Source organism: Luteibacter mycovicinus, from assembly GCF_000745235.1.
Classification (GTDB): Bacteria; Pseudomonadota; Gammaproteobacteria; order Xanthomonadales; family Rhodanobacteraceae; genus Luteibacter; species Luteibacter mycovicinus.
In genome coordinates, this window is the sequence record NZ_JQNL01000001.1 from 3,452,795 (window position 1) to 3,476,605 (window position 23,811).

At 65.6% G+C, this 23,811-nt stretch carries 19 protein-coding genes; 15 read left to right on the forward strand and 4 right to left on the reverse strand.

Features of this window, described 5'->3' with window-relative positions:
- Nucleotides 1-58 precede the first annotated feature (58 nt).
- Nucleotides 59-2,206: a M13 family metallopeptidase gene (locus FA85_RS15225; RefSeq protein ID WP_036115338.1), complete on the reverse strand. Its 2,148-nt coding sequence runs from the start codon at nucleotides 2,204-2,206 to the stop codon at nucleotides 59-61.
- Between the two features lie 241 nt (nucleotides 2,207-2,447).
- Between FA85_RS15225 and FA85_RS15230 the strand changes: the two genes are divergently transcribed.
- Together FA85_RS15230 and FA85_RS15235 are read left to right on the forward strand one after the other, a co-directional pair.
- The gene (locus FA85_RS15230; protein ID WP_081907566.1) at nucleotides 2,448-4,157 is read left to right on the forward strand and encodes a phospholipase C; all 1,710 of its coding nucleotides are present in this window, start codon (nucleotides 2,448-2,450) and stop codon (nucleotides 4,155-4,157) included.
- A complete protein-coding gene (locus FA85_RS15235; protein WP_239739860.1) occupies nucleotides 4,150-5,772 on the forward strand; it encodes a multicopper oxidase family protein in 1,623 nt (540 codons plus the stop codon). The genes FA85_RS15230 and FA85_RS15235 overlap by 8 nt, the downstream gene beginning before the upstream one ends.
- A 62-nt stretch (nucleotides 5,773-5,834) precedes the next feature.
- Here the strand turns inward: FA85_RS15235 and FA85_RS15240 are convergent, their stop codons facing one another.
- Nucleotides 5,835-7,625 carry a M14 family metallopeptidase gene (locus tag FA85_RS15240; protein WP_036118217.1) on the reverse strand — a complete coding sequence of 597 codons (1,791 nt, stop codon included), beginning with the start codon at nucleotides 7,623-7,625 and terminating at the stop codon, nucleotides 5,835-5,837.
- An 86-nt stretch (nucleotides 7,626-7,711) separates the two neighbouring features.
- On the opposite strand from FA85_RS15240, the gene FA85_RS15245 reads away from it, so the two are divergent.
- From FA85_RS15245 to FA85_RS15265, 5 genes are all read left to right on the forward strand, one after another.
- Nucleotides 7,712-8,227: an RNA polymerase sigma factor gene (locus FA85_RS15245; RefSeq protein WP_036115335.1), complete on the forward strand. Its 516-nt coding sequence runs from the start codon at nucleotides 7,712-7,714 to the stop codon at nucleotides 8,225-8,227.
- A 2-nt stretch (nucleotides 8,228-8,229) separates the two neighbouring features.
- On the forward strand, nucleotides 8,230-8,838 hold the full coding sequence (locus FA85_RS21045) for a hypothetical protein (protein WP_051943910.1): 609 nt from the start codon (nucleotides 8,230-8,232) through the stop codon (nucleotides 8,836-8,838).
- Nucleotides 8,839-8,928: 90 nt separating this feature from the next.
- Nucleotides 8,929-9,594 carry a response regulator gene (locus tag FA85_RS15255; protein WP_036115329.1) on the forward strand — a complete coding sequence of 222 codons (666 nt, stop codon included), beginning with the start codon at nucleotides 8,929-8,931 and terminating at the stop codon, nucleotides 9,592-9,594.
- Nucleotides 9,591-10,985, forward strand: coding sequence for a sensor histidine kinase (locus tag FA85_RS15260; protein ID WP_036115322.1), 1,395 nt, complete (start codon nucleotides 9,591-9,593; stop codon nucleotides 10,983-10,985). Before FA85_RS15255 ends, FA85_RS15260 begins: the two co-directional genes overlap by 4 nt.
- A 74-nt stretch (nucleotides 10,986-11,059) precedes the next feature.
- On the forward strand, nucleotides 11,060-11,578 hold the full coding sequence (locus tag FA85_RS15265) for a Dps family protein (protein WP_036115320.1): 519 nt from the start codon (nucleotides 11,060-11,062) through the stop codon (nucleotides 11,576-11,578).
- Between the two features lie 937 nt (nucleotides 11,579-12,515).
- Here the strand turns inward: FA85_RS15265 and FA85_RS15270 are convergent.
- Nucleotides 12,516-14,411, reverse strand: coding sequence for a M61 family metallopeptidase (locus FA85_RS15270; protein ID WP_036115317.1), 1,896 nt, complete (start codon nucleotides 14,409-14,411; stop codon nucleotides 12,516-12,518).
- A gap of 139 nt (nucleotides 14,412-14,550) precedes the next feature.
- Here FA85_RS15270 and FA85_RS15275 point away from each other — a divergent pair, with 139 nt between their 5' ends.
- Together FA85_RS15275 and FA85_RS15280 are read left to right on the forward strand one after the other, a co-directional pair.
- Complete coding sequence (locus FA85_RS15275; protein ID WP_036115314.1) at nucleotides 14,551-14,994, forward strand: DUF4442 domain-containing protein; 444 nt, start codon at nucleotides 14,551-14,553, stop codon at nucleotides 14,992-14,994.
- Between the two features lie 37 nt (nucleotides 14,995-15,031).
- Nucleotides 15,032-15,424, forward strand: coding sequence for an ester cyclase (locus FA85_RS15280; protein WP_036115311.1), 393 nt, complete (start codon nucleotides 15,032-15,034; stop codon nucleotides 15,422-15,424).
- A gap of 30 nt (nucleotides 15,425-15,454) precedes the next feature.
- Here the strand turns inward: FA85_RS15280 and trxA are convergent, their stop codons facing one another.
- Entirely contained in the window at nucleotides 15,455-16,330 is an 876-nt protein-coding gene (trxA, locus tag FA85_RS15285; protein WP_036115308.1) for a thioredoxin, read from the reverse strand.
- Nucleotides 16,331-16,501: 171 nt separating this feature from the next.
- On the opposite strand from trxA, the gene FA85_RS15290 reads away from it, so the two are divergent.
- The 6 genes from FA85_RS15290 to FA85_RS15315 all read left to right on the forward strand — a co-directional run bounded on the left by FA85_RS15290 (nucleotide 16,502) and on the right by FA85_RS15315 (nucleotide 23,808).
- Complete coding sequence (locus FA85_RS15290) at nucleotides 16,502-17,113, forward strand: paraquat-inducible protein A (RefSeq protein WP_036115305.1); 612 nt, start codon at nucleotides 16,502-16,504, stop codon at nucleotides 17,111-17,113.
- Nucleotides 17,110-17,730, forward strand: a complete 621-nt coding sequence (locus FA85_RS15295) for a paraquat-inducible protein A (protein ID WP_036115302.1) — start codon at nucleotides 17,110-17,112, stop codon at nucleotides 17,728-17,730. Before FA85_RS15290 ends, FA85_RS15295 begins: the two co-directional genes overlap by 4 nt.
- Nucleotides 17,727-19,406, forward strand: coding sequence for a PqiB family protein (locus FA85_RS15300; protein ID WP_036115299.1), 1,680 nt, complete (start codon nucleotides 17,727-17,729; stop codon nucleotides 19,404-19,406). The genes FA85_RS15295 and FA85_RS15300 overlap by 4 nt, the downstream gene beginning before the upstream one ends.
- Nucleotides 19,403-19,993 carry a PqiC family protein gene (locus FA85_RS15305; RefSeq protein ID WP_036115296.1) on the forward strand — a complete coding sequence of 197 codons (591 nt, stop codon included), beginning with the start codon at nucleotides 19,403-19,405 and terminating at the stop codon, nucleotides 19,991-19,993. The genes FA85_RS15300 and FA85_RS15305 overlap by 4 nt, the downstream gene beginning before the upstream one ends.
- Before the next feature lie 507 nt (nucleotides 19,994-20,500).
- Nucleotides 20,501-23,248 (forward strand): leucine--tRNA ligase, encoded by a 2,748-nt coding sequence (leuS, locus tag FA85_RS15310; RefSeq protein ID WP_036115293.1) that lies wholly within the window; start codon nucleotides 20,501-20,503, stop codon nucleotides 23,246-23,248.
- 2 nt (nucleotides 23,249-23,250) lie between these two features.
- Nucleotides 23,251-23,808 carry an LPS-assembly lipoprotein LptE gene (locus tag FA85_RS15315; RefSeq protein ID WP_036115282.1) on the forward strand — a complete coding sequence of 186 codons (558 nt, stop codon included), beginning with the start codon at nucleotides 23,251-23,253 and terminating at the stop codon, nucleotides 23,806-23,808.
- Nucleotides 23,809-23,811 lie beyond the last annotated feature (3 nt).

Below are 23,811 nucleotides of genomic sequence, written 5' to 3' on the forward strand. Positions count from 1 at the left end.
AAAAAGCGCCGCACTCTTGTGCGGCGCTTTCGTTTTCAGATCGCGTAATCGAACCGACTTACCAGATCTTCACCTGCTTATCGCCGGCGCGGACCATCTTCGCGCCCGGCTTGCACTGGAACGCCGTGGCGAACGATTCCATGTTCGACGGAGCGCCGATGGCGCGCAGCGAGGCCGGTGCGTGCGGGTCGACGTTGAGGTACAGCATCGCCTGCTTCTCGCGGACGCTGCCGCGCCACACACGGGCCCAGTTGAGGAAGAAGCGCTGGTCCTGGGTGTAGCCGTCGATCTTGGACTCGGCTTCCTTCGGGTTCTTCTTCAGGGCTTCCTGCAGGGCGTCGTACGCCACGGCGGTGCCACCCAGATCGGCAATGTTCTCACCGAGGGTCAGCTTGCCGTTGACGTGCAGGTCCGGCTTGTCCTTGATCGGCGCGTACTCGTTGAACTGGTTGACCAGCTTCGCGGTGCGCTCTTCGAACTTCTTCTTGTCGGCCGCGGTCCACCAGTTGCTGTTGTTGCCTTCACCGTCGAACTGGCTGCCTTCGTCGTCGAAGCCGTGGCTGGCTTCGTGACCGATCACGGCACCGATACCGCCGTAGTTGATCGCGTCGTCGCCGTTGGCGTCGAAGAACGGCGGCTGCAGGATCGCGGCCGGGAAATTGATCGTGTTGTCGGTCGGGTTGTAGTAGGCGTTGACCGTCTGCGGGGTCATGCCCCACTCGAGGCGGTCGGTCGGCTTGCCGATCTTGGCGATGTCGTAGTGGTAGTTGAACTTGCTGGCGGCTTCGACGTTACCGAAGTAGTTTTCGCCGGACACGTCCAGGCCCGACCAGTCGCGCCACTTGTCCGGGTAACCGATCTTCGGCAGGAAGGTATTCCACTTGGCGATGGCCTTCTGCTTGGTTTCGTCGCTCATCCAGTCGAGCTTTTCGATGCGCGCCTTGAGGGCGTTGCGCACGTTGTCGACCAGTTCGTTGGCGCGCTGCTTGGCTTCCGGCTTGAACACCTTGGCCACATAGAGCTGGCCGAGGCCTTCGCCCATCGACGAGTTGACCGTGCCGAGCACGCGCTTCCAGCGCGGCTTCTGCTGCGGCTGACCGGCAAGGGTCTTGCCGTAGAAGTCGAACTTGTTGTCCTGGAAGGCCTTGGACAGGTACGGCGAGGCGCCGTCGATGGCGTGGAAGCGCAGGTAGGCCTGCCACGTCGACACCGGCGTGGACGCCAGCATCTTGTCGAACTCCTTGAAGAACTTCGGCTGCGACAGCGAGAAGCCCTTGTCGACCGTTACACCCTGGGCGGCGAAGAACTTCTCCCAGTTGAAGTGCGGGGTGATCTTGTCCGCGTCGGCGACGGTCACGAAGTGGTACTGGTTTTCCGGGGTACGCAGTTCGACCGGCGCGAGCGAGGCGGCGGCGAGCTGGGTTTCGAACTTCATGATCGCGTCGGCCTGGGTCTTCGCGTCGGCATCGGAGACGCCGGCGAGGGTCAGCGTCTTGACGATGTAGTCGACGTAAGCCTTACGGTTATCCGCCTGCTTCGGATCGGTGTAGTAGTCCTTGGTCGGCAGACCCAGGCCATCCTGCTGCGCGAAACCGATCTGCATCTTGGCGTTCTTGAAGTCGGCGCCCGCGCCGAAGCCGAAGACGTAGCTGTTGCCATCATTGAAGCTGGCGTCGAGGAAATCGGCGATGTCCTGCGGCGACTTCAGCGCGTCGATCTTGGCCAGCTCCGGCTTGAGCGGCTCGATGCCGGCCTTCTCGATGGCGTCCTCGTTCATGCCCGAGCGATACAGCAGGCCGATCTTCTGCTCGATCGAGCCGGCGGTGGCGCTGGCGGCGCCCTTGTCCATCGCATCGACGATTTCGTGCTGCGTGTTCAGGCTGTTCTCGGCCAGCTGGTCGAAGGCGCCCCAGCGGGTGCGGTCGTCCGGAATCGGGTTGGCGGCCACCCACTTGGCATTGACGAAGCCGTTGAAGTCGTCGCAAGCGTCGATGCTGGTATCGATGTCGGCCACATTGAACGTGGGGCCGGCCGGTGCGGCGGCGGTCGTCGCGGCCGGCGCGGGCGCGGGCGCGGCCGTGGTCGACGGGGACGGGGTGTTGCCGCCCGGGACGGCGGTATCGGCGTCGTTGTGCTTGCTGCAGGCGGTGCCGGCGAGCGCGATGGTCAGCGCCAGGGCGAGCGGCTTCAGGTACTGCTGGGTCATGGGTGTCCCTCTGTGAAAGTGGCTGCAACGGCGCCCCCGGGCACCGCACTCCCCGAGGATAACGGCTGAAGGGCGGCCGCAGGGCCAACCGTGACGAAGGTCATGGTTTAGTGAACTTCGCAAGTTCTCGCGAGGCAGTGACCCCGGACTGTCACAGGCGGTTCGCAGAATCGGCAGGACCGCATGACAGGGGATGCGGCCCACCCACGCAATTCGGACGTCTACACCGAGGAGCTACGTCATGCGCAAGTTACTGGCCGCGGGCATTGCCTGCGTGCTCACCCTGTCCGGTGCGTCGATCGTCGTCGCGCAGCAGACCGATCCCGCGGAAGCGACCTCGGCCACGGAAGCCCTCGGTTTCGGTCACGGTGGCCACGGGAGCGATCCGCGCACGGCCACCCCGATCAGGCACGTGGTCGTGATTTTTCAGGAGAATGTCTCCTTCGACCACTATTTCGGCACCTATCCGTTCGCCGTCAATGCGAAAGGCGAGCCCGCGTTCTACGCGCGGCCGTTCACACCGCCGGTCAACGGTCTGACGCATCGCCTGCTGACCGACAATCCGAATGCCAGCAACACAGGCAACGCGGATGCCGCCATCAATCCGTTCCGCCTGACCCGCGCGCAAGCGGCGACGGCCGATCAGGACCACGGCTACACATCGGAGCAGCGGGCCTTCCACGGCGGTCGCATGGACCTGTTCCCGCTGTACACCGGTCGCGGCGAAACACTGCCTGATGGCGACGCGGCGGAAGAGGGCAAGGGCCAGGTCATGGGTTACTACGACGGCAACACGGTCACCGCGTACTGGAATTACGCGCAGAACTTCTCGATGAGCGACAACCACTATGGCACCGGGTTTGGCCCGTCCACGCCGGGCGCGGTCAACCTCATCGCCGGCCAGACCGCCGGCGTGACCGACACGCTCAACGGTACCGGTGCCGAGACCGACGACGGGCACGGCGGTCTGACGATGATCGGCGATCCCGATCCGATCGGCGATGTCTGCTCGTCGCCCACGGCCAATCAGGTGACGATGGGCGGTCGCAACATCGGCGACCTGCTCAACGAGCGCAACATCACATGGGGCTGGTTCCAGGGCGGTTTCGACCTTACCCGGACCAACCCCGACGGCAGCACGGGCTGCACGCGTCGCCACCTGTCGAGTGTGACCCACACCACGTCCAACGATTACAGCCAGCATCACGAGCCGTTCCAGTACTACCCGTCCACCGCGAACCCGACGCATGCGCGTCCGACCTCGGTGGCGACGATCGGCAAGACCGACGCGGCCAACCATCAGTACGATATCGAAGACTTCTACGACGCGCTCGATGCGAACAACCTGCCGGCGGTGAGCTTCCTCAAGGCACCGGCGTATCAGGACGGTCACGCGGGGTATTCCGATCCGCTCGACGAACAGGCCTTTGTCGTCCACGTGATCAATACCCTGCAGCAGAGCGCCGAGTGGAAGGACACGGCGGTCATCATCGCCTATGACGATTCCGATGGCTGGTACGACCACCAGGCCCCGCCGCGCATGAACGCATCCGTCGGCAGCACCGACGCGCTCGACGGCGACGGTGTGTGCAAGGGCCATGGCACGCTGCCGGGCCTCGATGGCAAGACACCGGCGCAGGGCCGCTGCGGTTTCGGTCCGCGCCTGCCCTTGCTGGTGGTGTCCCCGTGGGCGCGCGAGAACATGGTCGATCACAGCGTTACCGACCAGAGCTCGATTACGCGCTTCATCGAAGACAACTGGCTGTCGGGCAAGCGCATCGGCGGCGGTTCCACAGACGCACAGGCCGGTCGCCTGGACGGCATGTTCGATTTCTTCCTGCCGCGTCTGTTCGATCGCAAGCTGATCCTCGACGAGTCGACCGGTCAGCCGAAGCAGGCGGGCGGTGGTGGCTGGCCGCACTGGCCGTTCGGGAACGGTGGGCATGGTTGATCGCCGCCGGTTTCTGACCACGGCGGGCTGGGCGGCCGCGGCGGGGTGGATCCCGTCGCGGCTGCTCGCGCATGACATGCACGGCATGCAGGCCGCGCCCGCCGCGAAGGTGGGCAACAACCTGTGCATGCATCCCATGGGTGACACGACGCGGATGCCGGGTCTGGTCGATCCGGGCAAGCTCGCCGCCTTTGTCGATCCGCTGCCGTTGCCCCCGACATTGCACGCCGGGAAGGATAAGCCGCTGCACGTCCGCATGGCCGAGACGACGCAGAAGCTGCACCGCGATCTGCCGCCGACGACGCTATGGACGTACGGCGGCCATTATCCCGGGCCGACGATCGAAGCCCGTACGGGTCAGCCGGTGGATGTGGTCTGGGAGAACGCGCTGCCGACGAAGCATTTCCTGCCGGTGGATCACGCGATCTGCGGTGCGGAGGCGGACAAGCCCGAAGTGCGTGCCATCGTCCATCTGCACGGTGCCAGGGTGCCGCGCGCGGACGATGGTTTTCCGGAGGACTGGTACGTCCCCGGCAAGTCACGCAAGCACCATTACGCCAACGTCCAGGATGCTTCGACGCTCTGGTATCACGATCACGCAATGGGCATCAACCGGCTGAACATGTATGCCGGGCTGATGGGTCTCTACCTGTTGCGCGATGACCATGAGCTGTCGCTTGGCTTGCCCTCGGGCGAGCAGGAGTTGCCGCTGGTGCTCGCCGACCGATGGTTACGTACGGACGGGCGGCTGTACTACCCGGATTCCGGCGACGCGAATGCGCCGTGGGTGCCCGAGGTGTTCGGCAACCTCACACTGGTCAACGGTGCGATCCTGCCCCGGGCCGACGTGCAGCCGCGTCGTTATCGCCTGCGCGTGCTCAATGCCGCCAATGGGCGGTTCTATCATCTGCGCTTTCGCGACGGCAGACCGTTTCAGGTGATCGGATCGGACCAGGGGCTGCTTGCCGCGCCGGCGACGGTGAAGTCGATCTTTCTCGCACCGGGCGAGCGGGCGGACCTCGTCGTCGACTTCGCTTCGTTGCGTGGCGGCGACGTTGAACTGATGAACGATGCGCTGCCGCTGATGCGTTTTGCCGTGGGGCAGGGCGAGGTGCGGGACGTCAGTCGGGTACCGGACGTGCTGCGCGATCTGCCGCGTGTCACTGAAACCACGGCGTCGAGGTCACGCGAGCTCACGCTGGACGAATACAGCGACTGCGTCGCGACGCCGATGTTGATGCTGTTGAACGGCAAGCGCTGGCACGACCCGGTGACCGAGACAGTGAAGCTGGGCACGACGGAGATGTGGAATCTGGTGAACCTCACCGAGGACACACATCCGATCCATCTGCACCTCGTTCGTTTCCAGATTCTCGACCGGCGGCCTTATGACGTCGACGAGTACATGGAAAAGAAGACGATCCGCTACGTCGGGCCGGCGCAGGAGCCGCCGGCGCATGAACGTGGCTGGAAGGATGTGGTGCAGGTGTATCCGGGGATGATTACGCGGATCGTGGCGACCTTCGATGGCTATGCCGGGCGTTATGCATGGCATTGCCACCTGGCGGAGCACGAGGCGAATGAAATGATGCGACCGTTCGAGGTGGTGGTGTAGGAGCGCGCCTTGCGCGCGATGCTTCCGATCAGAAGCATCGCGCGCAAGGCGCGCTCCTACAATCAATGGGCGAGTTGTTGCAACGCGGGGGCATCCAGCCGCAACACCGGATAAGCACCCACCTTCTGAACCGTGTACCACGGGCTGCGCTCGTAGAAGAAGGTCAGCCGCGCGCGCGGGCTGGCGGCAAACGCCGCATCGCTTTTCACCTTCGCGTCGAACTCCGCCTTCAGTGAAGGATTCTCCGCCAGCATCTTCCTCGCCAGGGCCTCGAGCACACGAGGCTCGCCGTATTCCTTCTGCTCGAAGATCCCGTTGAGATAGCCCCAGCGCAGCACCGAGTCGGGCGCACGCGCATCCAGAAGGTTCAGCGCGAGCACCGCATCGACGTTATCCGCGCGGACAATCACGGTACCCGGGGGTAACTCGACGGTTTCCTTCGCTGGCGTCACCACGACGTCCTTCAACATGTGATGACCCTCGAACGGCTTATCCGCCCACTTCGGCTGCGTGAGCTCGTCGCGCGTCACGGCGACCTTCGTCGCGGCGGTCGTCCGCGTATAAGGGATGCCCTGCGCATCCAGCCGCTCGATGATGTCGGTCCACTGCGGCGGAATCGCCCATGCGGCAGGGATCGGTGCCGAGACATCCGGCAGCAGATCGTTCCAGCTCTGGATGTCGTAGGTCTTGTTGGTCTTCGGGTCGTACTGGACCCAGAGGTCGCCGGAGATGTCGCTCTTTGTCTGGGTGAACGCGTAACCCTTAAGCTGGAACGGTTTCGGCGTCGGGTCGAGCTTGAACGTGACCGGCAACGAGGCACCCGGCTGCGCGGAAAGTGACGACGCCCAGCGATCCGCATCCTTCGACGCCTGCAGCAACGCGGCAGGATCGGCGTTGATCACCTCGAACATGCTGCGCACGACGTCGTACGTCGCGCGCACGCGAACTTCGTATGACTTCAGCATGTGCGTTTCGATCAGCAACCCGGCGCGATTGCGAATCGCCGCATAGCCGGTGGAGAAGCGCGGACCCGAGCCGAAGTTTTCGATGCCCTTGGTGATATCGCGCCCGTCGCGGAACTCGAGGTAGGGCGAAGCCAGATGACCGAGCTTTTCATAGCGCGGCATCGTCTGACCGGCAAAGGCCTTCGCTTGCCAGGCGGCGATCGACGGTGGCAGCTTATGTGCATCCTCCGCGTACCACGTGAGGTCGTACTGATAGTCCGCGCCATCCGTCGTATGGATGTCGATGAGCAGGTCGGGCTTCCATGCGTTCCACAGTGTCAGCCACGCGCGGGTTTCCGGCGCGTCGGCCTTGACGTAGTCGCGGTTGAGATTGAGGTACTGCGACTGGCCACGGAAACCCATTTCCTCGGGACCGTTCTGGTTGATGCGGAAGTACGGGCCGGAGTTCTCGTGCCCGTCCACGCTGTACACCGGGATGTAAACCAGCACGGCGTGATCGAGCAGATGGGGCAGGCGGCCCATGGTGGCGAAGTCGCGCAGCAGCATCAGCCCCGCGTCCTTGCCTTCGATCTCGCCCGGGTGGATGCCCGCCTGCAGCAGCACGATGGGCTTGCCCGCGGCGCGGGCGCGCTCGGGTGTGAGATCGCCGTCCTTGCCGGCGATGACCACGGTCATCGGGCGGCCTTCGGGCGTGGTACCGAACGTCTCCAGACGGATCGTGTCCGGCGCGGCGCGGGCCAGCCGGCGCAGGAACGCCTGCGTCTCCGCATACGATGGCGTGGTGCGGAACGAGGACGCTTCGGCGGGCGTGGTCCAGGTGTCTTTCGCGTGGATCGTCATCGGGGTCACCGCGATCAGGGCGAGGAGAAGTCGTGCTTGAAGCGTCACGGTCAGGCCAGCCTTCGGAAAGGGAATCGGGTCATTGTGTGATTTTTTCCGCGCCACGGCGAATCATGGGGGAAAGAGGAGGCGTCATGGCGGATCAGGCGAGGCGGCGCGAGTGTGAGGCGCTGCTCCACACCCATCGGAAAATCCTGTTCAAGGTCGCGGCGGTGTACGCCCGCGGCGAGGAGGACCGGCGCGACCTCGCTCAGGAGATCGCGTTGCAGGTCTGGCGCTCGTTCGCCAGCTATGACGTCGCCCGCCCGTTTTCCACGTGGATGTATCGCGTGGCGCTCAACGTCGGACTTTCGCATGCCCGGCGCGAACGCGAGCGGCACCAGCCGCTGGACGAAGCGCTGATCGACACCCTGGATGGCGGTACCCCCATCGATGAGCCGGACGAGCGGCTCGCGCTGCTGGCCAGGGCCATCGAAGCACTCGCGCCACTCGACCGGGCGCTGGCCATGCTTTACCTCGACGAGCTGCCGCATGCCGAGATCGCGGCGGTGCTGGGTATCGGCGAGTCCAACGTCGGCACGCGTATCGCGCGCCTGAAGCAACGCCTGCGCCGGGATATGACCGGCCGGGCATCCACGAGAGGAAGTTGATCATGGAACTCGACGAACTGAAGGCGGGATGGGCGGAGCTCGACCGGCGGCTGGACCGGATCGAGGCGGCCGTCGTGGTGTCGGGCCCGCGCCGAGGCGTGAAGTCGGAACTGCGCGCGCTCGTGGCCTGGCAGCTGATACAGCTGATCGCGGGCCTGATGCTGGCGGTAGCGGCCGGGTCGTTCTGGGTCGATCACCGGGCGCAGCCGAGCCTTCTGGTGACCGGCGTTCTGCTGCATCTTTATGGCGTCGCCATGATCGTCGCCGCCGTCCGCAATCTCGTCCTCGTAGCCCGGGTGGACGAGGACTCGCCCGTGCTGACGCTGCAGGCGCGGATCGCCGACCTGCGGGCGTGGCGCATCCGCGAGGGCCGCTGGTTCGGTGTGGTCGGGTGTTTCATGTGGGTCGCGATGGTGATCTGGGCGTTTGGCTTGCTGGGCGTGGATGTGGTGGCGGCGAATCCGGCCTTCGTCGGCTTGCAGCTGATCACGGCGGTGGTATGCCTCGGCGTCTTCATCGTGGTCTCGCGACTGGACGGAAAGCCGGAAGGTTCCGCGGTACGGCGGGCGCAGGAGCGGCTGGACGAGATCGAGCGGTTTCGTTTGGGGTGACCGGGTCGCGACCCGGGCAAGGACAACGGATCCATAAGCTGGCGCTAAGCCGGGCATAGGGATAATTTGGGCCCATACGGAGGCTCTCCCTTGCACATCATCCTCGTCGAAGACGACGCCCAGCTGGGCGATGCCATCCGCCGCGCGCTGGAACGACTGGCCTATACGATCAGTTGGTACCGCGACGGCAACGAGGCGCTGTCCGCGCTGCGCGACCACGACGCGGACCTGGTCCTGCTCGATCTGGGACTGCCCGGGCGCGATGGCATGGACGTGCTCAGCGAGGCGCGTCGTCTGCGCGTCACCACACCGGTGATCGTCATGTCGGCGCGCGATGCCCTCGATTCGCGCATCCAGGTGCTCGATGCGGGTGCGGACGATTACCTGATCAAGCCGTTCCATCTCGATGAGCTGGCGGCGCGCATCCGTTCGCTGGCCCGTCGGGTGCGTGGCGCGGCGGTGAACAAACTCGAAGCCGGCGCTCTGAGCCTCGACCTGGGCACGTTCGATGTCGTCTGGCACGGCCAGAAGGTGGAGCTGACACGGCGTGAATTCGCGCTGCTGCAGGCGCTGATGGAGCGGGCGGGCCGGATCGTCCGTCGCGAGTCGCTGGAGACCTCGCTGTATGGGCCGGACAGTGCGATGAGCACCAGCGCACTCGAGGTGCTCGTGCACTCCCTGCGCCGTAAGCTGAGCCACGAGGCGATCCAGACGGTGCGAGGCTTCGGTTACATGATTCCGCGGGAACCGCTTTGACGCCGCTGAGTCTCCGATCGCGGCTGCTGATCCTGATCGTCATCGTTCTGGCGGCCGTGCTGCTGCCGCTGGGTGTACTCAGCGCCAAGCGCACACTCGAAGAAGTGGACGAACTATCGGACGGTCGTCTCGCGCAGGCGGCCCGCACGCTGGAGGTGCTGGTCGGCCGCATCGGTGTGGATCAGTTGCGCAGCCAGCGCGATGCGCGGCTACTCGTGCCGAGCGTGTCGAATCATCCGCAGGAACTCACCGTCCAGGGGCGCACGTTCGAATCCGAAGTGGGCTTCCAGGTCTTCGATCATGACGGCCATCTGCTGCTGGGTACCGAGAATCTCGCCGGGTTGCCCAACACGCACGCCGCCGATGGCGCGTTCGAGGATGTCGAGACCGGGCATCACGAGTGGCGTGTGTTCACGCTGATCATGGAAAACGAAGACATCACGATCCGTGCCGGCGAGCGCTACGACAGCCGTCACGAGATTACCCGCGCGCTGTGGATCGAGCACGGGTTGCCCACGTTGCTCGGTCTGCCGCTGCTGGCGATTCTGGTGGGCTGGGCCATCCGTCGCGGTCTGGGACCGCTGGAGGCGTTGGCCAGTGCGCTTGCCCGACGCGAACCCGGCAGTCGCGAGCCCATTTACCTGTCCGACGCACCGACCGAACTGCAGCCGGTGCTGACGGCTCTCAACGACCAGATCAGTCGGCTCGAAAGCGCGCTGGATCGCGAACGCCGCTTCAGTGCGGACGTGGCGCACGAACTGCGTACGCCACTCGCCTCGACCATGATCAACCTCGAGGATGCGATGGCGTCCGCACAACCGGACGAGGCTACGCGGTCCGCGCTGGAGGCCGCACGCGCCTGTCTGGTCTCGCTGGCCCGGCGCACGGAGCAGCTGCTGGCGCTGGCGCGCTTGGAAGTGGGTGCCGCATCCGGCCCGCGCAGTCGCGTGGATCTCGGAGAACTGGCCCTCGAGGTGATCGATGAACTGGCGCCCCTGGTCGGCAAGGGCAGTGTCGAGATGAGTGTCCGCGAACTGCCCGACCACCTGTTCGTCGAGGGCTACGGCGTCGCTCTGGGCGCCCTGCTGCGTAACCTGCTGGAGAATGCCTTCCGCCATGTGCCGCAGGGCGGTCATGTGGAACTGGCCATCGGTTCGGTGGACGGCATGGCGCGGATCGAGGTGGTCGACGATGGCCCCGGCATCCCGCCGGACCGCCGCGCGGCCATGTTCACCCGTTTCCAGCGGGGCGTGGACACCCACGGCGAGGGCTATGGCCTGGGCCTGTCGATCGTGCAGCGCGCCGCCGAACTCCATGGTGCGTCCATCGAACTGCTCGATCGCCATGGCGGGTCAGGCCTGCGCGTCGTTGTGACGCTGCCGGCGGTCTGACCGACAGGAAGTCCGTGCAATTCTGCTAACAAACCCCGGCGCATACTCGTAGCCCCTGTCCAAGGAGCGCTCCGATGAAGAACCCGCAAGCGACCAAAAACCTTCGCAAGGCCGACCTGCGCACGCCCAACGGTCTGGGTGCCGACGCGACACGTGACATCGCCGCCGAGGTGAATGCCCTGCTGGCGGATACCTTCGCGCTGTACCTGAAGACGAAGAATTTCCACTGGCACATGTCCGGCCCGCGTTTCCGCGACCTGCACCTGCTGCTGGACGAGCAGGGCGAGCAGATCTTCGCCATGACGGACGATCTTGCCGAGCGCGTGCGCAAGCTCGGCGGCACCACGCTGCATTCGATCGGGCACATCGCTCGTCTGCAACGTCTGTCCGACAACGACGCCGACTTCGTCACGCCGCAGGACATGCTGGCCGAGTTGCGTGAGGACAATCAGCGCCTCACGGGCTTCATGCGTGAGACGCATGCGCTGTGCGACGAATACAACGACGTCGCCACGGCCAGCCTGATCGAAAACTGGATCGACCAGACGGAACGTCGCGTGTGGTTCCTCTTTGAGGCGGCGCGCGAGAGCTGAGGGCTCGGCTTTGCCATCGCGTTTGGCTTTGTCGCGGTGTGTCGTGTCGCGTTGGAGAGCCGGCGGGGGTGACCCTCGAGGCCACGCCTTCGGCGACCCCTCAAGGAAGGGCCGCTACCGCGGCCGTGTATCAATGGCCTTCGGCCGGGTCGGGCTCCGACTGGGGGTTTTCGAGTCGGCTGTCCCTGCCTCCCCGAAAACGGCCGGTCATCCCTGACCGGCCCCGCTTCGCGGCCTTGTCCAGTCGAAGCCCTCGCCTGCGGCTACCGGCCGCGAGGGTCACCCCCGCCGTCTCTTTGGTGTACCGAGGAGGGTTGGTGGTCGAGCGGGGTGTGGCTTCTTCGCTTCGTTGGCTTTTCGCGCGCAGGGCGCGCTCCTACAGGTCGCCATGTATCCCACTATTGCGGTCGCCGTGCGGTAGGAGCGAACCCTGTTCGCGAACCCTCAGCCCGGCTAAGGCGAACGAGGCCATCCGAAACAGGCAAGCGAGCGTTCCCAGCCAACGAAGCGCACCGCCGCTCGACCCCACGCTGCCTCAGTCCTCCAAAGAGCCGGCGGGTGCCACCCTCGCGTCCGGTAGCCGCAGGCGAGGGCTCCGACTGGAAGAGGCCCGCAGGGGGCCGGTCAGGGATGACCGGCCGTTTTCGGGGAGGCAGGGACAGCCGACTCGAAAACCCCCAGTCGGAGCCCGACCCGGCCGAAGGCCATTGAGATACGGCCGCGGAGCGGCCTTTCCCTGAGGGGTCGCCGCAGGCGTGGACGCGAGGGTGGCACCCGCCGGCTCTTCAACGCGACACCACACGCCGCGGCAAGCCCAACGCGAAGGCGACAGCCGAGCCCTCAATAACGCCACCAGCGACGCAAAAAAAAAAGCCAGCGCGAATGGCGGAACATACGCCGCCATTCGCTCCGACCCTATGTCTCCCCGCGCGCCTCGTTACTTCTTGGGCGTAGCGATCGCGCCGATCAGGTCCTTGCCCTCACCACGCACGAGATGCGGATACTTCAGCCCCTCGTGGTAATCGACCTTGATCGTGGCGTAGTCGTCGGTGCTCTTGATCAGGAACTCGATCGGCGTGCTCGTACCCTTCGCCGCGGTCACGGCGTCTTTCAGGACCTGCGCCGAGTAATCCTTGCCGTTGATCGCGACCAGCTGCACGCCCGGCACGAGACCGGCCTTCGCGGCTACACCGTCCCACTGCGCGTCGGTAACCGAGCCTTTGTCGTTAACCACGATGCCGAGTGAGTATGCGAGGTTGACCGACTTACGGATCTTTTCCGCCGTCTTCGCGAACGCGGTCGGCTTGTCGTCGTAGACGAGTTTCCAGCCACCGCCCTCGATGCCGTGCTCGGGCAGGGTGTCGCCCGTGTAATCGAGGCGCTGGCGCAGGAAGCTCGCCCAGTCGAACGGCTGGATGCCGTTGAGTGTCGAGACGACGTCCTCGAACGTATAGGTTTTCGGCGTGTAGCTGCCGTTGTCCATGCCGTAGAAGGCCTTCGCGAATTCGTCCAGCGTGTGCTTGCCGCCGGACAGGTCGCGCATCTTCGTATCGACGTCCAGCCAGAGCAGCTGGCCTTCCGGATAGTAGTCCGAGCTGCGACGCAGATTGCCCCAGCCCGGGCTGCCGCCACGCGAGGACAGCGGGATGCCGTCGGCCGTGTCCTGCAGCGAGCGCCACGAACGGCCCGTGCGTGCGGACATGTCGGCGGCGATACCCGCCAGCGAGTCACGCCACTGGTCGGTGGTCCAGATGCCCGAGCGGGCGGTCAGCACGCCGGCCCAGTAGTCGGTCAGCCCTTCGTAGACCCAGAGCAGGTCGTCCTGCATGGGCTCGGCGAAGGTCGGCGTCCACAGGTCCGCCGGACGACGGAACTTGCCGTTCCACGAATGGATGTACTCGTGCGGAAGGAGGGTGCCCGCGGCCACGTTGACGTCGGCGTCGGTGAGGAAGTTGGCGAAGAGGCGATCGTCGCTGGACTGGTGGTGCTCGAGCCCGAAATGGCCCGTGTGATCCGAGGTCACCAGCAGGAAGTCGTAATGACCGTAGTGGTGCGCACCGAACAGTTTGTTGGCCTGCACGATGAGGTTACGCTGTACCTCGATCTGCTTGTCGGTGGCCTTGACGCCCGCGGCGGTATCGCCGGTGATGTCGAGGTGCACCTGCGTTTCCTGGCCCGGAGCGAGGTCGATCCGGTTGAAGTACTTGCCGCTCATGACCGGCGAGTCGACCAGGTTCTCGTAGCTCACGGTCTTGAAACTGACCGTGTTGCCGCTCTGAGACGCGGTCTCCAGTGCGGATGCGTACTTCCAGCCGGCAGGCAGGGTCACGCTCGGATCGACCTTGATCTGGCTGGCGTAGTAGCCGGCCGGATAGAACGACACTTCATTGAAGGAGAGCGGCACGTAGTTCGGCGTCGCCGGGGCGAGATAAACGAACGAAAGCTCGAGCTTGTCGGTGCCTTCGGGTACGTCGACGTGGAAGGCATACATTTCCTGCAGGTCGCGACGCCACGGGATCTTCTTGCCGTTGGCGGTGACCTGGATGCCGGCGACGTTGGACAACGGGCCCGAAGGGCCGTGCACGCCCGGGATCCACTTCGGGTAGTGCAGCACCACGTGTCCGGCGGTCACCGGGATGGTTTCCTTCACCCGGAAGATGTTCTTCGCGGCGTCGGACAGGTCGACGTTGAGCGTGAGATTGCCGGCGTAAGGTTTGTCCACGGCGGCGGGAATGGGTGGCGAAACGGCCGGGGCTGCGGATGCGGCGGCGGAGATAGCCATCGCCGACAAGACGGCGGCGGCGAGGGTGGCACGACGAAGCGGCAGGCGCATGGCTCTGGGTTCCCCTTGGCGGACGAGATCGTTGTCGCCCGATAGTCGGGGCCGCGTCCCGGAGCGACCTGTGCCAAAGGTCATACCTGTTTTAAACGGGGTACTTCGCCCACCGCTCAGCCGCGGCTAGCATGGCGCCATGAAAGCATCGACCCTGCGCCGCATCTTCAATGCCTGGCCGCCCTTCCTGTTCGCCGGCATCCGCGTGGTGAAGATGGACGACTACCGCTACGTCAGGGTGAAGCTCAGGCTTGCCTGGTACAACCGCAATTACGTGCGCACACACTTTGGCGGCAACCTGTTCTCGATGACCGATCCGTTCTGGATGATCATGGTGCTCAAGTCGCTCGGCAGCGAATACATCGTCTGGGACCAGGCTGGCGAAATCCGCTTCGTCGCGCCCGGTCGGGAAGATGTCTTCGCGGAGTTCCGTGTCGACGACGCGCTGCTCGATGAGATCCGCGAGATGACCGCCGACGGTGAGAAGCACCTGCGCTGGTTCGACACCGACATCCGCACCGCGTCGGGCGAGCTGGTCGCTACGGTCCGCAAGCAACTGTACGTGCGCCGCAAGCGGCGCTGAGCTACGCTCGGTCGATATTCCCATCGGCATCGTGCTCATGAGTGAATCCGACACGCTTCGCGACCTCTATCGCGCGTACATCGACTGCCTCAATCGGCGTGCATGGCCCGAACTCGGTCGACACGTGCATGACGACGTGCGCTACAACGGCGAGTGCGTCGGCCTGCCGGGCTACCGGGCGATGCTCGAGCGCGACGTTCGCGACATCCCCGACCTGCGGTTCGACATCGCGTTCGTGATGGCGGAGCCACCGCATATCGCCTGCCGTTTGCGCTTCGACGTGACGCCCGCGGGCCGGTTCATGGGCGTCGCGGTCGATGGTCGGCGAATCGCTTTCAACGAAAACGTCTTCTATCGATTCGAGGCCGGCCGAATCGTCGACGTCTGGTCGGTGATCGACAAGGCGGCCATCGAAGCGCAATTGGCGTGAAGCGCGCGGCGAATGCCGCGCGGGTGTCGATCAGAAGACCAGCGACGCCATCTTCCGCCGGTAGACGCTGACCAGCGCCGCGTCGTCGAGGGTGGCGAAGGCGGCGAGCAGGCGCTTCTTTGCCTGGCCGTCCTGCCAGTCGCGCTGGCGCTTGAGGATGTCGAGGAACTGGTCGAGGCCAGCAGCACTATCGCCTTCGATCAGCAGACGCACGCCGAGCAGGTCGCGGGCTTCCCAGTCGTTGTCGTTGGTCTGCACGCGCTCGCGCAGGGCCTCGAGCGGCGGGGCGCCCTCGAGCGCACGAGCCAGCTCGAGCTGGCTGCGCAGGCGGACGGCCCGGGCATCGGTGGCGAGGTTGGCGGGCAGGGCATCGAGCTCCGCCTGTGCCGGCTGCACCTGACCGGCCCGCATCAGGGCCAGCGCGAGATCGAGCTTCAGCTCCGCGCGGTCGGGCTCGGCGGCGATCGCCTGCTGCAGGCGGTTGATCGCGTCCTCGGCGGTTTCCGGCGGGGCCACGTCCGCGGCGACGTCGTCATTGGCGGCTTCCGCCGGCTGGACGCCGTGCTTGGTCAGGAATTCGCGAATCTGGCCTTCCGGCAGCGCGCCGGCGAAACCGTCGACGACCTGCCCGCCGCTGATGAGGATCACCGTGGGGATGCTGCGCACGCCGAACATGGCGGCCAGCTGCTGCTCGGCGTCCACGTCGATCTTGGCCAGGCGGAAAGCGCCGTTGAACTCGCCCGCCAGCTTTTCGAGGATCGGGCCCAGCGACTTGCAGGGGCCGCACCATTCGGCCCAGAGGTCCACGAGGATCGGCGTTTCGAGCGAGGCCTGGATGACGTCGGTCTCGAAACCGGCGGTGGTCGCGTCGAAGACGTGTTCACTGCGGGTCGGGGCACTGCTCACGGGCTAACTCCTGGGACGGTATGTCGATGCCCCCAAGATCGGGGAAGGGCGGGAGCATATCAAGGTCGCACGCGCTTTTAGGATCAGACCTAGGGCGCTCGTCATGCGCCGTTTACGCGGATTTGCGATCATACGCCGGTGGGCCAGCCGGCCCGGAACCGCCGGGTTGGCATGCGTAAGGGTCAGGACCTCATCATCTGCGAGCATTGCGACTCCGTTTACCGGAAGCGTCCGCTGGCCCGTGGACAGGTTTCCGACTGCGTCGTCTGCGGGGCCGTGCTCGATCGCCATCAGTGGCTGAGCGTGGATGGCCAGTTCGCCCTGATCGTCGCCTCCCTTATCGTTTTCGTCATCGCCAACGTGTCACCGATCGTTACCCTGGGTCTTTCGGGGATGACCGCCGCGACCACCTTATGGGGCGCGGTGATCGCCATGTGGCAGGACGGGGCGCAGATCGTCGCGGTGCTGACGGCGCTGACCCTGTTCTTCTTCCCGCTGGCCCAGATCATGATCTTCGGCTGGGTGCTGTTCTTCGCCCGCGACGGTCGGCGGGCGCCGGGGTTCTCCCGGGCCATGTCGTCGCTGGTCCGGGTCAAGCCCTGGAGCATGATCGAGGTCTTCATGCTCGGCACACTGGTCGCCGTGGTCAAGGCACACACCTATTTCGACGTGGTCACGGGGCCGGGTATCTGGGCGTTTGGCTTCCTCACCCTGCTGATCACGGTCTTCTCCACCCACGATCCGCGCCACCTGTGGGATGTCACGAAGGACGCCAACGCATGAACGCGCCACCCCGGGCCGTGGACATGGGCATCATGTCCTGCCACGTCTGCCGACTGGTCACCGCCTATACCGACGACAAGCACGCCCATTGCCCTCGTTGCGGCAGCCCGTTGCACGGTCGTAAACACGCCAGCGTCTCCCGGTCTTGGGCCCTGCTGCTGGCCGCCGCGATGTTCTACATCCCGGCCAACATCTTCCCGATCATGCGCACGCAGAGCCTGTCCTCGAAAGACGACAACACCATCCTCAGCGGCATCATCGAGCTGTGGCGGGCCGGGTCGCCGGGCTTGGCGGTCATCGTCTTCACGGCGAGCATCATCGTCCCCATGCTCAAGTTCATCATCATGGGCTACCTGCTCGTCTCGGTTCAGCGATCGAGCGACATGGTGGCCCGCCAGCGGTCGAAGCTGTATCGCTTCGTCGAGCTGATCGGGTACTGGTCGATGCTCGACGTTTTCGTCGTCGCGATCCTGTCCGCGCTGGTGCATTTCAAGATACTGAGCCGCGTCGAGCCCCTGCCCGGCGTGGTGTATTTCGGCATCGTCGTCGTGCTGACGATGCTGGCGGCCATGAGTTTCGATCCCAGGTTGATCTGGGACAAAAGGAAATCGCAATGAGCGACACCCACGAGGGAAACACGCCGTCTCCCGACGAACTTCCGCAGCCGGAGGTGCGCAAGTCCAAGCTGGGCTTCTCGCTCATCTGGCTGGTGCCGATCGTGGCCGCCCTGGTCGGTATCTCGCTGCTGGTCAGCCACGCGCTGTCCGCCGGCCCGCAGATCACCGTCACCTTTCTGACCGCCGAAGGCATCGAAGCGGGCAAGACACAGGTCAAGTACAAGAACGTGGTGATCGGTAAGGTCACCACGATGCGCCTGTCGAAGGACCGCACGCATATCTCGGTCGTAATCGACCTCGAGAAGGATGCGAAGGCCTTCGCGACCAAGGGCACCCGCTACTGGGTCGTGCGTCCGCGTATCGGGGCCAGCGGCGTGTCGGGCATCGACACGCTGCTTTCCGGCGCGTTCATCGGCGCCGACGCGGGCGACTCCGAGGAAGACCAGGCCGATTTCACCGGCCTCGAAACGCCGCCCGCCGTGACCCACGGCGCGCCAGGCCGTCGCTTCGTGCTTCATTCCTCGGATCTGGGCTCGCTGGACATCGGTTCGCCTGTCTATTACCGCCGCATCCAGGTCGGCCGCATCGTTTCCTATGAGCTCGACAAGGACGGTAAGGGCGTCTCCCTGCAGTTGTTCATCGACGGCCCCAACGATCGCTTCGTCAGCAAGGATGCTCGCTTCTGGAACGCCAGTGGCGTCGACGTGTCGCTGGGCGCCGACGGGCTCAAGCTCAACACGCAGTCGATCGCCACGGTGATCGCGGGCGGCGTGGCTTTCCAGTCCGCACCGGGTCCGCACGACGAGACGCCGGCCGACGAGATGGCCGAGTTCACCCTCTTCAACGACCAGCAGACCGCGCTGGCGCCGCCCGACGGCAAGCCGCTCTACATCCGGATGACCTTCCAGCACTCCCTGCGTGGCCTCGCACCGGATGCGCCGGTGGAATTCCTCGGGGTGAAGGTCGGCCGCGTGGTGTCGGTCAATCTCGACTACGACCCGGTCAACAAGACCTTCCCGGTGGTCGTGGGTGCCCTGGTATACCCGCAGCGCCTCGGCAAGGCCGACGAGAAACTGCGCGCGGCGGTGGGCGGCAACGAGGAGCAGCAGATGCCTCGCATCCTGCACGGCATGGTCGACCACGGGCTGCGCGCGCAGGCACGCACCGGCAACCTGCTCACCGGCCAGCTCTATATCGCGATCGACTTCGACAAGAAGGCGCCGAAGGTCGCGTTTAACGAAAGCACCAAGCCGCTCGAAGTACCCACGATGGCGGGCGATTTCGATCACCTGCAGGAGCAGATATCCAGCATTGTCGACAAGGTCGAGAAGATCCCGTTCGACTCGATCGGCAAGAATCTCGACGGCAGCCTGCAGGAGCTGCACGGCACGCTGAAGCAGGTCAACGGCGAGCTGTTGCCCGAGGCGAAGAAGACCCTGCAGGGTGTGAACAAGACGGTCGGCACGGCCAACGACGCGCTGTCCGAAGACTCGCCGCTGCAGCAGAACATTGCCAATACGCTCGAGGAGTTGCAGCGCACGGTACGTTCCGTGGGCGCGCTCACCGACTACCTCGGCCGTCACCCGGAAGCGCTGTTGCGCGGACGCGGTGCCGATGCGCCGCCGAAGGTCATCCTCCCGTCGACTCCGAAGCAGGGCAAGGACGTACAGCCATGATCCGCACATTCCGCCTCGCCACCGCCGTCACCCTGCTGGGCACGCTAGCCGCGTGCTCTTCGGCGCCCACGCATTTCCATACGCTGATCCCGCCGTCCGCGGCGCTGGCGTCCGCCGCCGCCCCGTTCGTCATCGACGTACAGGCGGTGGCCGTCCCGCCGCAGGTCGACCAGCCGGCCCTGGTGCTCCGTCAGGGTGCCAGCGGCATCGCCGTGCTCGACGGCGAACGCTGGGCGTCGCCACTGGGCGACGAAATCCGCGGTGCCCTCGCGGCCGACCTGTCGACGCGCCTCGGTACCCACGATGTCCATGGACTGCCCCGCGCCAAGGACAGCAAGGTCGTCCGCGTGCAGTTCGATGTCCGTCGTTTCGATTCGGAGGTGGGCGGCAATGCCACCCTCGAGGCCAGCTGGTCGGTCCGCGCCGCCGATGCCGCCAGCACCTGCGCTTCCCGCGTCAGCGAGCCGGCCGGCAGCACCTACGACAGCCTGGTCGACGCCCACCAGCGCGCGCTGGCCAAGGCCGCCGACCAGGTCGCGGCGGCCGTCAGGGCCGTGGCGGCGGGGCAGGCGGGGGCTTGCCAATAAGCGGGCGGGCTCGGCTGCGCCATCGCGTTTGAAGCATTCGCGTCGAGGCATGGGCGCCGCCGGGTGCCATTCTCGTCGCTAAGTCCTCCTCCGGCCTTCGCCTACGTGCGGAAGCGCTCCGAGAACGACACCCGGCGGCACCCTCCGACCGGTGTCGTTTCGTGTCGAAAAGCTGACGGGCGCAGGGCCCTCATGCGCTCTGGGATTGCGACAAACTCAGGCCGGAGCCGTGCTCGTCGAGGCCAGACGAGGCACCCGTCGTGCCTTGCTCGCCTAACAACCTGCCGTTGCGCGCGGAGGGGGGCGTGGGCTGCCGTTCCTGGAGCGCTTCCGCACGAAGGCGAAGGCCGTAGGAGGACCTAGCGACAGGAATGGCAGCCCACGCCCCCCTTGCCTCAGTCCCGCCAGACGCTTTTGCCTTGAACACCCCCCGTAAGCTAGTCTCCCGCGATTGAGCGCCGCGCTTTTTCGTGCGGCCACCTGAGCATCCGACCGGTACCGAACACCATGCAGGACACCCAAGACCAGGGCACGCGCGAGCAGGGCGGTTATACGCCGGCCGCCGTCGAGACCGCCGCCCAGCACTTCTGGAATGAAACGCGTGCCTTCGAAGTCGTCGAAGACGCCGGCAAGCCGAAGTTCTACTGCCTCTCGATGCTGCCGTACCCCTCCGGCGCGCTGCACATGGGCCATGTCCGCAATTACACGATCGGCGACGTGATCAGCCGTTTCCAGCGCCAGCAGGGCAAGAACGTGCTCCAGCCCATGGGCTGGGATGCGTTCGGTCTGCCCGCTGAAAACGCCGCGATCAAGAACAACACCGCGCCGGCGAAGTGGACGTACAAGAACATCGATCACATGCGCGAGCAGCTCAAGCGCATGGGCTTCGCGTACGACTGGACCCGCGAGGTCACCACCTGCCGTCCGGAGTACTACCGCTGGGAACAGCAGATGTTTACCCGGCTGATGAAGAAAGGCCTGGTGTATCGCAAGAACAGCGTCGTCAACTGGGACCCGGTCGACCAGACCGTGCTTGCCAACGAGCAGGTCATCGACGGCAAGGGATGGCGCTCGGGCGCCGTGGTCGAGAAACGCGAGATCCCCCAGTGGTTCCTGAAGATCACCGCTTACGCGCAGGAGCTGCTGGACGGCCTGGACACGCTGCCGGGCTGGCCCGACGCGGTCAAGACGATGCAGCGCAACTGGCTGGGTCGCTCCGAAGGCCTGGAAATCACCTTCGACGTCGACGGTCAGGCTGAGCCGCTGACGGTGTTCACCACGCGTCCGGATACCCTCATGGGCGTCTCGTACCTGGCGGTCGCCGCCGAGCACGCGATCGCCAGGCGCGCCGCCGAGGGCAATCCCGGCCTCGCCGAATTCATCGAAAGCTGCAAGGCCGGCGGCGTGTCCGAGGCCGAGCTGGAAACACAGGAAAAGCGCGGCTACTACACGGGCATCGATGCCACGCATCCGCTCACGGGCGAGAAGGTGCCCGTGTGGGTCGCCAACTTCGTTCTGATGGGCTACGGCACCGGCGCCGTGATGGCCGTGCCCGGTCACGACGAGCGCGACTGGGAGTTCGCCCAGAAGTATTCGCTGCCGATCAAGATGGTCGTCGTGGATCGTGGCGTCGTCGACGCCGTCGCCGAGCTCAGGCGCGACCTCGCCGCCGACGGCACCGACACCGTGCAGAACGCGCTGGACGGCGGTTCGTCGGACGCTTACCAGTCCGCGGCCGCGGTCGAGACGATCAAGACCTTCGAAACCAGCATCCAGACGGCCGGCGCCTATACGGATTACGGCACGCTGATCAACTCGGGCGAGTTCGACGGCCTGGAATTCAGGGAAGCGTTCGAAGCCATCTCGGCGAAGCTGGCTGCGGCGGGTCGTGGCGAGCGCCGGGTCAACTGGCGCATCCGCGACTGGGGCGTCAGCCGCCAGCGCTACTGGGGCTGCCCGATTCCGGTGATCTACTGCCCGAACTGCGACGCCGTGCCGGTCCCCGAGGATCAGTTGCCCGTGGTGCTGCCCGAGGACGTCGCGTTCTCCGGCGTGCAGTCGCCGATCAAGGCGGACCCGGAATGGCGCAAGACCACCTGCCCGAACTGCGGCGGTCCGGCCGAGCGCGAGACGGATACGTTCGATACCTTCATGGAATCCAGCTGGTATCCGGCGCGATACACCAGCCCGGGTGCCGACGCCATGGTCGACGAACGCGTCAATTACTGGATGCCGGTCGACCAGTACATCGGCGGCATCGAGCACGCGATCCTGCATCTGCTGTATTTCCGCTTCTACCACAAGCTCATGCGTGACGAGGGCCTGGTGAACAGCGACGAGCCGGCCACCAACCTGCTCTGCCAGGGCATGGTCATCGCCGAAACCTACTTCCGCAAGGCGGACGACGGTCGCCTGACCTGGTTCAACCCGGCGGACGTGGACGTGCAGCGCGACGAGCGCGCGCGCATCGTGGGCGCGATCCTGCGCACCGATGGCGAGCCCGTGGAGATCGGCGGCATCGAGAAGATGGCCAAGTCGAAGAACAACGGTGTCGATCCGCAGTCGATGGTGGAGAAGTACGGCGCCGATACGGTGCGTCTGTTCTCGATGTTCGCCGCGCCGCCGGACCAGTCGCTGGAGTGGAACGAGGCGGGCGTGGAAGGTATGGCGCGCTTCCTGCGCCGCCTGTGGCGGGACGTCTCGGCTCACGCCGAGGCCGCCGCTGGCGATCAGGGCGATAACCCGGCCGGCGAGTCGGTGCGCAAGACCGTCCGTCGTCAGCTGCACGAAACGATCCAGAAAGTCACCGACGACATCGCCCGTCGCCAGTCCTTCAACACGGCGATCGCCGCGCTGATGGAGCTGCTGAACGCCCTGAGCAAGTTCGACGATGCCAGTGTCGCCGGTCGCGCGCTTCGCCAGGAGGCCTTCACGGCCATCGTCCAGCTGATCAACCCGTTCACCCCGCATCTGTCACATGCGCTGTGGCAGGTGCTGGGTCACGGCGAGACCCTGGTCGAGGACGCGGGCTGGCCCGCCGTCGACCCGGCCGCCCTGGTCCGCGACTCCCTGACCTACGCGGTGCAGGTCAACGGCAAACTTCGCGCTACCATCGAGGTGCCGGCTTCGGCCTCGAAGGATGAGGCCGAGACCATGGCCCGCGCCGAGCCCGCCGTGGCGCGGTTGCTGGAAGGGCAGACCGTGCGCAAGGTGATCGTCGTGCCCGGCAAGATCGTCAACATCGTCGCAGGATAATCATGAGCCCGAACCCGCTTCGCTTGCTTCGTGTCGCCGCCCTTGTCGCCATCGTGGGACCGCTCAGTGCCTGCGGTTTCCACCTGCGACAGTCCGCGGCGCTGCCGCCCGGCATGCAGAAGATCCACCTGACGGTGGCCGGTGGCGGCCGACTCGAGCGCGAACTGTCCCGCGCCCTGTCGAACGCCGACGTCACCGTAGTCGATCATGCGGCGGTCGACGCGGCCGAGCTGGCGATCACGTCGAACAACTTCCGCACGGATTCGCTCACCGTCAGCGGCACCGCGCGTGTCACGGAATACGCCGTCCGTTACCACGTCGACTTCAATGCGAAGGCGGGCGACGGCACGGTGATCATCGCGCCGCAGGGTGTCGATATGTCCCGTGAATTCAGCTACGACGCCACCAATACGATCGGCACCGCCAGCCAGACCGAAGAACTGCAGCGCAGCCTGATCGGCGACATGGTCCAGGCCATCCTGTTCCGGCTCGAAGCGGCCACCGTGCATCCGGCGGCGGCAGCCGCGGGTGCGCCGGCCGCGCCCGCATCGTCGAACTGACCG

Coding starts and splice junctions, on each gene's coding strand:
- FA85_RS15275 (WP_036115314.1), top strand. CDS start 14,551: ATGAAAGCATCGACCCTGCGCCGCATCTTCAATGCCTGGCCGCCCTTC.
- FA85_RS15305 (WP_036115296.1), top strand. CDS start 19,403: ATGATCCGCACATTCCGCCTCGCCACCGCCGTCACCCTGCTGGGCACG.
- FA85_RS15270 (WP_036115317.1), bottom strand. CDS start 14,411: ATGCGCCTGCCGCTTCGTCGTGCCACCCTCGCCGCCGCCGTCTTGTCG.
- FA85_RS15225 (WP_036115338.1), bottom strand. CDS start 2,206: ATGACCCAGCAGTACCTGAAGCCGCTCGCCCTGGCGCTGACCATCGCG.
- FA85_RS21045 (WP_051943910.1), top strand. CDS start 8,230: ATGGAACTCGACGAACTGAAGGCGGGATGGGCGGAGCTCGACCGGCGG.
- FA85_RS15295 (WP_036115302.1), top strand. CDS start 17,110: ATGAACGCGCCACCCCGGGCCGTGGACATGGGCATCATGTCCTGCCAC.
- FA85_RS15300 (WP_036115299.1), top strand. CDS start 17,727: ATGAGCGACACCCACGAGGGAAACACGCCGTCTCCCGACGAACTTCCG.
- FA85_RS15230 (WP_081907566.1), top strand. CDS start 2,448: ATGCGCAAGTTACTGGCCGCGGGCATTGCCTGCGTGCTCACCCTGTCC.
- FA85_RS15245 (WP_036115335.1), top strand. CDS start 7,712: ATGGCGGATCAGGCGAGGCGGCGCGAGTGTGAGGCGCTGCTCCACACC.
- FA85_RS15265 (WP_036115320.1), top strand. CDS start 11,060: ATGAAGAACCCGCAAGCGACCAAAAACCTTCGCAAGGCCGACCTGCGC.
- FA85_RS15235 (WP_239739860.1), top strand. CDS start 4,150: ATGGTTGATCGCCGCCGGTTTCTGACCACGGCGGGCTGGGCGGCCGCG.
- FA85_RS15290 (WP_036115305.1), top strand. CDS start 16,502: ATGCGTAAGGGTCAGGACCTCATCATCTGCGAGCATTGCGACTCCGTT.
- FA85_RS15315 (WP_036115282.1), top strand. CDS start 23,251: ATGAGCCCGAACCCGCTTCGCTTGCTTCGTGTCGCCGCCCTTGTCGCC.
- leuS (WP_036115293.1), top strand. CDS start 20,501: ATGCAGGACACCCAAGACCAGGGCACGCGCGAGCAGGGCGGTTATACG.
- FA85_RS15280 (WP_036115311.1), top strand. CDS start 15,032: ATGAGTGAATCCGACACGCTTCGCGACCTCTATCGCGCGTACATCGAC.